This window comes from bacterium (assembly GCA_021372615.1).
Classification (GTDB): domain Bacteria; phylum Armatimonadota; class Zipacnadia; order Zipacnadales; family UBA11051; genus JAJFUB01.
In genome coordinates this window covers 1-8,847 of sequence record JAJFUB010000038.1, presented here as the reverse complement: position 1 = coordinate 8,847, position 8,847 = coordinate 1, and the positions used below count along the sequence as shown (strand labels likewise).

Annotated in this window: 8 protein-coding genes; 4 read left to right on the top strand and 4 right to left on the bottom strand. The window is 68.0% G+C overall.

Features of this window, described 5'->3' with window-relative positions; translation table 11 throughout:
• Positions 1–99: 99 nt before the first annotated feature.
• Genes LLH23_06100 through LLH23_06090 form a run of 3 tightly spaced genes read left to right on the top strand, consistent with a single transcriptional unit; the run spans position 100 to position 3,503 of the window.
• Complete coding sequence (locus LLH23_06100; protein MCE5238047.1) at positions 100–954, top strand: sugar phosphate isomerase/epimerase; 855 nt, start codon at positions 100–102, stop codon at positions 952–954.
• A 54-nt stretch (positions 955–1,008) separates the two neighbouring features.
• Positions 1,009–2,097, top strand: coding sequence for an NAD-dependent epimerase/dehydratase family protein (locus LLH23_06095; protein ID MCE5238046.1), 1,089 nt, complete (start codon positions 1,009–1,011; stop codon positions 2,095–2,097).
• Positions 2,098–2,117: 20 nt separating this feature from the next.
• Positions 2,118–3,503, top strand: coding sequence for a phosphomannomutase/phosphoglucomutase (locus LLH23_06090; protein MCE5238045.1), 1,386 nt, complete (start codon positions 2,118–2,120; stop codon positions 3,501–3,503).
• On the opposite strand, the gene LLH23_06085 is transcribed toward LLH23_06090, so the two are convergent.
• Positions 3,500–4,567, bottom strand: coding sequence for a hypothetical protein (locus LLH23_06085; GenBank protein MCE5238044.1), 1,068 nt, complete (start codon positions 4,565–4,567; stop codon positions 3,500–3,502). The two genes, LLH23_06090 and LLH23_06085, sit on opposite strands and share 4 nt — an antisense overlap.
• A gap of 57 nt (positions 4,568–4,624) precedes the next feature.
• Positions 4,625–5,494 carry an ARMT1-like domain-containing protein gene (locus tag LLH23_06080; GenBank protein ID MCE5238043.1) on the bottom strand — a complete coding sequence of 290 codons (870 nt, stop codon included), beginning with the start codon at positions 5,492–5,494 and terminating at the stop codon, positions 4,625–4,627.
• Positions 5,495–5,630: 136 nt separating this feature from the next.
• On the opposite strand from LLH23_06080, the gene LLH23_06075 reads away from it, so the two are divergent.
• Complete coding sequence (locus tag LLH23_06075) at positions 5,631–6,848, top strand: MFS transporter (protein ID MCE5238042.1); 1,218 nt, start codon at positions 5,631–5,633, stop codon at positions 6,846–6,848.
• Positions 6,849–6,857: 9 nt separating this feature from the next.
• Here LLH23_06075 and LLH23_06070 read toward each other — a convergent pair whose 3' ends face one another.
• Entirely contained in the window at positions 6,858–7,760 is a 903-nt protein-coding gene (locus LLH23_06070) for a DMT family transporter (protein ID MCE5238041.1), read from the bottom strand.
• Positions 7,761–7,889: 129 nt separating this feature from the next.
• The coding region (locus tag LLH23_06065; GenBank protein MCE5238040.1) for a gfo/Idh/MocA family oxidoreductase at positions 7,890–8,847 on the bottom strand (958 nt) is incomplete at its 5' end.

The window sequence follows — 8,847 nt, the reverse complement described above, 5'->3', positions numbered from 1 at the left end:
CCCGGCGGCGGGCCCCCCCGCACACGACGCGGCACCCGCCGCCTGGGTGTGTCGTTACATACCCAGACCTCAGTAGATACCGCTTGGGGAAGGTGACTCATGTTCCGCAACCTGAACTGTGGGGCCATCGGGGTCCCGGCCGATTTTGCCAAGGCGATCGAGTACGCCAAGCTGGGCGGCTTCCAGGGGATTGACGTGCCCATGGGAGAGGCGGGCCCGCTGGCGGAGCACCGCGGCGCCGACCACGTGAAGGCCCTGTTCGCCGACAATGGCCTGGCCATGGGCGGCATCGGCTGGCCGGTGCGGTGGATGGGCAGCGAGGACGACTGGCGCGCGGACCTGGAGAAGCTGCCCGGCTTCTGCACGCTGGCCCAGCAACTCGGTGGCACCCGTGCCGCGACCTGGGTGCCATCGTGGAACGACACGCGCGACTGGGACGAGAACTGGCAGTTCCACGTTGACCGCCTTAAGCCGATGGCCGAGATCACGGCGGACTACGGGGTGCGCATGGGGCTGGAGTTCCTCGGCCCGCGCACGCTCTTTGTCGGCAAGCAGTACGAGTTCATCCACTCGGCCTGGAAGATGCTGGAGCTGTGCGCGCAGATCGGACCCAACGTCGGGCTGCTCCTGGACGCGTGGCACTGGCACACCTCCGGCGGCACGCTCGACGACCTGCGCAAGATGACGAACGCGAACGTGGTCTATGTGCACATCAACGACGCCCCGCCCGGGCTCACCATGGACGAGTACGTGGACAACGTGCGCGCCTTACCGGGTGAGACCGGCGTCATTGACCTGACCGGCTTCCTGCAAGTCCTGCAGGAGATCGGCTACGACGGCCCCGTCACGCCGGAGCCCTTCAGCGCGAAGCTGAACGCGATGGAGGACAAGGCCGAGGCCGTGAAGCTCGCCGGCGGGATGCTCAAGGACGTGTTTGACCGGGCCGGCGTGTAGCCGGCGCCTGCTACAGCCGCTATGCCCGAACCGAGCCTGTGAGGTAGCCCCAGCTTGACGCCCTCGGTGACGACTGCAGACAACTCGACCCCCCAGACAGCGCCGACGGTGCTGGTCACCGGCGGCGCCGGCTTCCTGGGCATCAACCTCATCCGCTACCTGCTGGAGCGGGGCTACCGCGCCGTGTCGGTGGATGTAGCGGACTTCGACTACCCCGAGCGCGACGACCCCCGCGTGCGCCTCGTGACCGCCGACATCCGCGACCGTGAGGACCTGGTGACCGCCATGGGGGGTGTGGACCTGGTCGTCCACTGCGCCGCCGCCCTGCCGCTGTACAAGCCCGACGACATCTATACCACCGATGTCGTGGGCACGCGCAATGTGCTGGAAACGGCGGCCGCCGCCGGGATCAAGCGCGTCGTTCACATCTCCTCGACAGCGGTGTACGGGGTGCCCGACCACCATCCCCTCTACGAGGACGACCGCCAGGAGGGCGTGGGGCCGTACGGCGAGGCGAAGGTGCTGGCCGAACAGGAGGCCCTCAAGCTGCGTGAGCAGGGCCTGTGCGTGCCGATCATTCGCCCGAAGTCGTTCGTCGGCCCCGAGCGCCTCGGCGTGTTCGCCATGTTCTACGAGTGGGCCTACGAGGGCCACGGCTTCCCGATGCTGGGCAGCGGCCAGAACCTCTACCAGTTCCTCGATGTGGAGGACCTCTGCCAGGCGATCTACCTGTGCCTCACGCTGCCGGAGGACGTGGCCAACGACACCTACAACATCGGGGCGGCGGAGTACCGCGGGTTGCGCGATGACTTCCAGGCCGTGCTCGACTACGCCGGCCACGGCAAGCGCATCAAGTGCCTCCCGGCCGGCCCGGCGGTGGCCATGCTGCGGCTACTGGAGAAGCTGAAGCTGTCGCCGCTATACAAGTGGATCTATGAGACGGTGGATAAGGAGTCCTTCGTCTCAACTGAGAAAGCACAGCGGAAGCTGGGCTTCGCGCCCCAGTTCTCCAACGAGCAGGCACTGATCCGCAACTACCAGTGGTATGTGGACCACCGCGAGCAGTTCATCCACAAGTCTGGCGTATCCCACCGCGTCCCCTGGAAGCAGGGGGCGCTTAGCCTCGTCAAGAGGTTCTTCTAGCCCTGCTTGGAGCACACGGAATGGAGCACAGCCTCGACCCCAACATCTTCCATGCCTACGACATCCGCGGTACTGTCGGCGACCAACTCACGCCCGACAGCGTGCGGCTGATCGCTTCGGCGTTCGGCACGCGGTTCCGCCACCAGTACGACCGGCCGCTGCTGGTCGTCGGGCGGGACCTGCGGGCCAGCTCGCAGGAGTTCGCGGCGGTGGCGATGGAGGCCCTGCGCGCCACGGGTTGCGATGTCATAGACATCGGGGAGTGCCCCACGCCGGTGGTGTACTTCGCCATTGGCCAGTGGGGCGCCCACGGTGGCCTGGGCATCACCGCCTCGCACAACCCGCCGCACTACAACGGCATGAAGCTGCGCTGGGGCGACGGTCCGTTCTATGGCGAGCAGCTCGAGGAGCTATACCGGGAGGCGCGGCGGGGCGACTTCGCCACGGGCGCCGGGATGTACCAGCGGCGCGACGTATGGCCGGAGTACTTCGAGGTCACCCACCGGCAGCTCAGCCTGGCGCGACCGATGAAGGTCGTGCTGGATGCCGGCAACGGCTGCGGGGCGCTGGCCGCACCGCAGATCCTGGGCGACCTGGGCTGCGAGGTGGAGGTGCTCTACCCCGAGCCCAATGGCCTCTTCCCCCACCGGTCGCCCGATCCGCTGGTGCCCAGCCACATCGAGGTACTGCGGCAGCGCGTGCTGGCCACTGGCGCGGAGATCGGCGTGGCCATTGACGCCGACGGTGACCGCATCGCCGTCATTGACCACACCGGACAGTTCCTCATGCCGGACCTGTACATGGTGCCCATCTGCGAGGACGTGCTCCGCGCCGGGCCGGCAACGGTGGTCAGCGAGGTGCGCTGCTCGCGCGCCATCATCGAGTTCGTGGCGCAGCATGGGGGCAAGCTGGAGATGGCCGCCTGCGGCTACCCGTTCATCCTCAAGCGCATGGCTGAGACGAACGCCGCCGCGGGCTTCGAGACCACCGGCCACTGCTACTTCGCGGACCCCTACATCAAGTTCGATGACGCGAGCTTCGGGGCAGCGCGACTCATCGGCAGCCTCTCGCGCCTGGATCATTCGCTGCACGACCTGGTCCACCCGCTCATGGATGAGTGGATTCCTTCGCCCGAGGTGCGCTACACGTGGCCCGACGGCACCAACCCCGAGCAGATTGAGGGCTACGTCGAGCAGGCGAAGGGGTACTACCGCACCCGCTACGAGATCAACGAGACGGACGGGGCGCGGGTGGAGATGGAGCACGGCTGGGCGCTGTTCCGGGGTAGCCAGACCCGCCCGCAGCTCGTGGCGCGCTGGGAAGGCTCCGGCGTGGCAGCACGCGACCGCATCGGGAACGAGCTGCTGGGAGTGCTCCGGCAAGCGACCGGGCGGGACCCGGACTAATCCGTACGGGGCGAGAACTGCCGCATCCGCTCCAACCACCGCTGCGCCTCAGCCACGTCCTGGTGCGGGCAGTGGAAGATGAAGCGCGAACCCTCGGGGGCCTGCTCCAGAAGCGTCTTCACCTGCTCATCCGCCAGGGCGCCGGGCACGAACACCGGTCCGTCCGGGCCGCCCAGGACCCGCAGCATCTCGTCATAGCCCTGCCCCCGGTGGGTGACGCAGCGGTTGAAGGCGTAGAAGTTCGGGACCCGACGGAACGAGGGGAACTGGTGGTCGGCGTCGGCGCAGCAGTGCATCCCCACCCCGCCGAAGGTCTCAGACAGCTCCATCAGCTCGGGCAGCAGGAACTCCTCGAACATCGCCACACTCATCATCCCGCACTCGTCATTGCTGACCCATGGCCCCAGCTCCGGCGGTGACCACGTCTGGGGACAGTGCGCCAGGGCGGCGGTGGGGAACTCGCGGTAGAACTCCCGGATGAAGTTGCGCAGCAGGCGCGCACACTTGCCCGCCAGGCGCTTGACCGCCTCCGGGTTGTCGTGCATGGCGCAGAAGAGGTCGGTCTTGTCCCAGATCAGGCAGGCGGTGTCGAAGCCGGTCTGCATGTCGGGCGGGCCGAGGATGGCGTCGGCGCCCAGCTCCTGCCGCGCCAGGGCGGCCAGCTCGAAGATGCGGACGAGATTGGGGCAACTGAAGACTTCGGGCTCGGGGAGGGCGTCGGCCTCCGCCGCGTTGCGGACCAGCGGCATGGCGGCGGGGTTGCTCTCTGCGTAGGTGTGGACACGGCAGCCGAAGGCCTGGGCGTAGATGTGGGTGCCGGTGATGAGGCCGACGGTAGGGACACCGTCGTCCTGAACCTGCTCGGACAGCTCCAGCCACTTGAGGTAGGGCTCGACGACCCACGGCAGCCAATCCCGCATCGGGCGGCCATCGGTGGTGTAGTCACCGGCCTCCCAGATGGGCGGGCGCGGCGGCGACGTGAACACGAAGGCGTGGCCCGCGAAGGGGCCACGCCGGTACAGGTTCGTCAGGAAGGCCTGGTTGCGCTGCAGACGGGTGGCCATCGGTGCTCCCCTGAGTGACATGGAAGGGCTCTCGGGGAATTCGCCCCGCTCGCCGGTTCACCTGCGCCGCATGGTCTCGTTGGAGACCAGCACGATGTCCCCGTCGGTCACGCCAATCTGCCGCGCTACCTCACCGCACTTCACCTTCAGCAGGTACCACGCCTTGTCCGCCTCCGGCCCCAACTCGGTCACAGTCTCGAAGTTGGCATGGCCCTTGGAGATGACCATGTCGGCCGCCTGGAACTCCTCGCGCGCTGTCTCGCTGGCATACTCCCAGGGCAGGCCGAAGTAGTTGCAGCCGGTGTCCACCACCCGCACCAGGCCCGCCAGGCCGACCTGCTCGACGTCTTCGGCCAGGACATCGTTCACGATGGGCCCGCCCCGCACCATCAGCGTGATCCGGTCGGGGCCGAGGACCTCGATGAGCAGGCGGTCGAAGACGATCTCCCCGGCGTTGTCGGCGATGTACAGGATACGCCCCGCACGCGCGGCCGCGGCACGGAAGGGCTCTACTTCGGCGTAGTCGAAGCCGTGCTGCAGGCGCGCGACGATGCTGTCTTGCAGGTCGTACTCCTGGGCGATGGCCAGGTCAATGATGTTGCCGGCCACCGCCAGGACGAGGGCGTCGTGGAGCGGATCGGCGGCCTCGGCCACCCGTCGGTGCAGCTCGGGGTACAGTCTCATCGCCGCAACATTGGAGGCCCGCTTGTCCTCCAGGTACGGGTCGTGGACGCCGCTGAGTTCGCGGCAGGTCTCGAAGGCGATCTGGGACAGGACGGCCGGCGACTCGTCCATCGACACGCCGACGTAGCGGCGCAAGGTCTCGTCCAGGATGGCGCGCTGCAGGGCCTCGTCGGCCGTGCAGCGGCTCGCGGTGTTGTAGGCCTGCCCGATCATGCAGGGCAGGCAGGCGTTGGTGGCTTTCATGCTGTCCTCACAGGTTCTGATCCGAAGGCAGGAGTATAGCACGGGAAGGAAGTTCTCGTCATCTCCGGGGAAGTCGCCTATAATGCGCGGGTCATCGCGCCAGCGGTCTGACGCGAGCTTCTGAGAGAGTAGTGCCATGCCGGGAACCCCCTCGCCCAACACGGTGTCATCACCTGACCCGCCCGTCGCCTACACGCGCCTGGTGGGCGCCTCGGTGCTGTGCATGATCATGTTCGGCGCCGTGTTGGCGGTGCTGCCGGTGTGTCTCGACACGCTGGGCGAGGAACTGCACATCAACCTCGAGTCGCGTGGGCTGTTGGTCTCGGTGCGCATGGCCGCGCTCATCGTCTCGCTGCTGATTGTCGGCCGCTATGGCGAGGGCCGCTACAAGCGGCGCTACCTGTTCTGGGGGCTGACGGCCATCGGGGCGGCGCAGGCCTGGGGCGCCCTGGCCGGGGGCTACGCCACGCTGATGGCAGCGATGGTGCTGTCCGGCCTGGGCAAGGGCGTCGTCGAGGCGCTGGTCAACCCGCTGGTGGCGCAGCTTCACCCGCACAGCTCGGCCCGGGCTCTCAACATCATCAACGGCATCTTCTCGGTGGGCCTCGTCACCGGCGCGCTGACGGCGGGGCAGTTGCTGCAAACCGGGCACTCCTGGCGCCTGCCGTTCTGGCTGTGGGTCGTCCCGCCGCTGGTCTGCGCGGGGCTGTTCTACACCCGGCGCTACCCCCGGGCGACCACTGCGGAGAGCCCCACGGTGACGGCCACCCCCGATGTCCGCCGCTTCCTGCGTCTGCCGCTGTTCTGGCTGCTCATCGTGGCGATGGTGATGGGGGGCGGCGCCGAGGCCGGGCTGACCTCCTGGGCGCCGAACTTCGCCCAGAAGGTGCTGAACGCCTCGCCGCTGGGGGGCGCGTGGATGACGGCCTTCTACGGGGCGGCCATGGCGCTCGGCCGGTTCGTCAGCGGGGGTGTGGTGGCGCGGCTGGGGGCGGTACGCCTGATGATCGTGTCGGCGGTGCTGTGCGCCGCGGCGACGTTGGGCCTGACCTTCGTGCCCACCGTTAGCGCCGCCTATGTCCTGTTCGCCCTCGGCGGGCTGTTCGTGGCGTGCTTCTGGCCGACGCTCCTGTCAGTCGCTTCCGATCACATTTCGACCGGCTCCACGTCGCTCTTTTCGCTGCTGGCGGCGGCGGGCGTGGGTGGATGTGTCCTCTTCCCGTGGGTCATCGGGCGTATGGGCGACGCCTGGGGCCTGCGTATCGGCGTGCTCGTCCTCCCCATCTCGATAGTCATTCTGCTGGTGGCGCTGGGGCTGATGGTGGGGCTGACGAGGCGGCACGCGCGGGGGTAGCGCGGCGCGTCACGACCCCGTCTCCTCTTCGCAATCCGCCGCCGACGGGTCCGGCATGACCATGGGCTTGCCGCGCTTCACCGGGTCCAGCGCCAGATACCCGCACGACAGCAGGATCAGCAGCGTGCCCAGCGCGAAGCGCAGCGTCAGCGGCTCGTGGAAGCAGGCCACGCCGATGGCCCCGCCCAGCACGGGCGTCACCAGGCTCAGCAAGCTGCCCTGCGTCGCGCCAGTGTGCTTGTAGGCGTAGGTCATCAGCAACTGCCCTGCCGCCGCCAGGAGCCCGACGCCGACCATGATGCCGGTCTGCACGAGAGTCGGCGTCGCCCAGTGGGTCGCCATCGGCCACGCCACCGCCCCGATCCCGAAGAGCGACTGCGACCAGAAGACGTTCGTGGAACTGTCGGTGTCGCGGCAGCGTGTGACGGCGATGACGGCGATGCCGCTGCAGGTGCCGCCGAGGAGCGCGATGGCGTCCGCCGGGGCCACGCTGAGGCCGTGCACCTCAAACAGCAGCGCGACCCCCGCCACCGCCACGACCACCGCCAGCCACTGCATGAGCCGCAGCCGCTCCCCCAGCATCGGCACCGCCAGCACCCCGGCCCAGATCACGTACGTGTAGTTCAGCATCGTCGCTTTCGCCAGACCGATCTCCTGGATGGACCAGAAGAAGATGACGACCGCAATGCTGCCCACCACTCCGCGCACGATGATCCACGGCCAGTTCACCCAGCGCGGCCGATCGAGCTTCACCGCGAACAGGCCGAAGCACACCAGCGTCCCGACGACAAAACGGGCCATGCCCAAGATGTAGGAGTTGACCGACGGGGTGGCGCGAATCAGCGCCGCCATCGCCGCGAAGAATACGGACGACAGTAGCATGGTGATCGTGCCGGTGTGCGAGCGACGCATGGGGGGGAGCTTAGCAGGACGCGCGGCGAAAGGCAATGGCGGAATGCAGAAGGCAGAATGGTGAATGGGGGAAGCCACAAAGTCTCACTCCCCATTCATCACTCACCATTCATCGTTCATCATTGCCGTCTACCGCGGCACTTCGACCCTCCGGCCTTCCCAGGCCGAGACGTACGCGGCGAAGATGACGGCAGTCACGTCCTTCGCCAGCGTCCAGCCCGAGAGCGGCTCGCGGTCCTGAGCGATGGCCTCCATGAAGTCCTGGATCTCCTGCTGGTAGCCGCTGGCCCAGGCCTCATCGGGCGAGGCGTAGTTCCACCCCAGGCGGGTGCTGATCTTCTCGGCCAGGTACTCCTCGCCGAAGCTATCCTCGGCCGGGCCGTAGGCCATCACCGCGTCAATGGGGTTCATGTTGCACTCGATGCGGCCGTTGGACAGGAAGACCTGCATGTGGTTGTAGACGCCGCCCAGCACAACATCCGAGGAGCAGACATCGGCCACGGAGCCGTCCTCGAAGGTGATGTACGCCGCGCCCCAGTCCTCACAGTCGGCCAGCTCCGTCCCGCAGTAGCGCGTCGGCTCGGCGAGGTAGCTCTCCATCCTGGTCAGGAAGGCGGTCTCGGCCATGACGGACTTGGGGCGGATGGGCTTGCCATCACGGGCCAGGCCCTCGGACTGCTTGAGGTAGCACACGCCGCCAATGGGGTGGCTGCCGGTGCGCAGCAGCGACCCGCCCCCGGCCAGCGCCCAGTACCTGGCGTACGAGGCATGGCTGCCCGAATGGCTCTCCTCGGCCAGCAGCCGGAGCACGGCCCCACCGCCGCTCTGGATGAGCCGCCGGGCCTTCTGCACCGCGGGGGCATAGACCCAGTTCTCGGCATAGCAGAACCTGACGCCGGAGGCGACGAGGGCCTGCTCGATCTGCGCGCACTGGGCCATGACCGCCTCGAGCATCACCTGGCGCTCGACGAAGTTGCCGATCAGGGGGAGGCCGCTGTCGTGTGCCGTTCCCCCTCCCTTCAGGGAGGGGGCAGGGGGTAGGACGCCGTCACCGCCCACGGCGTCCCCCCCCTGGCCCCCCCCTGAA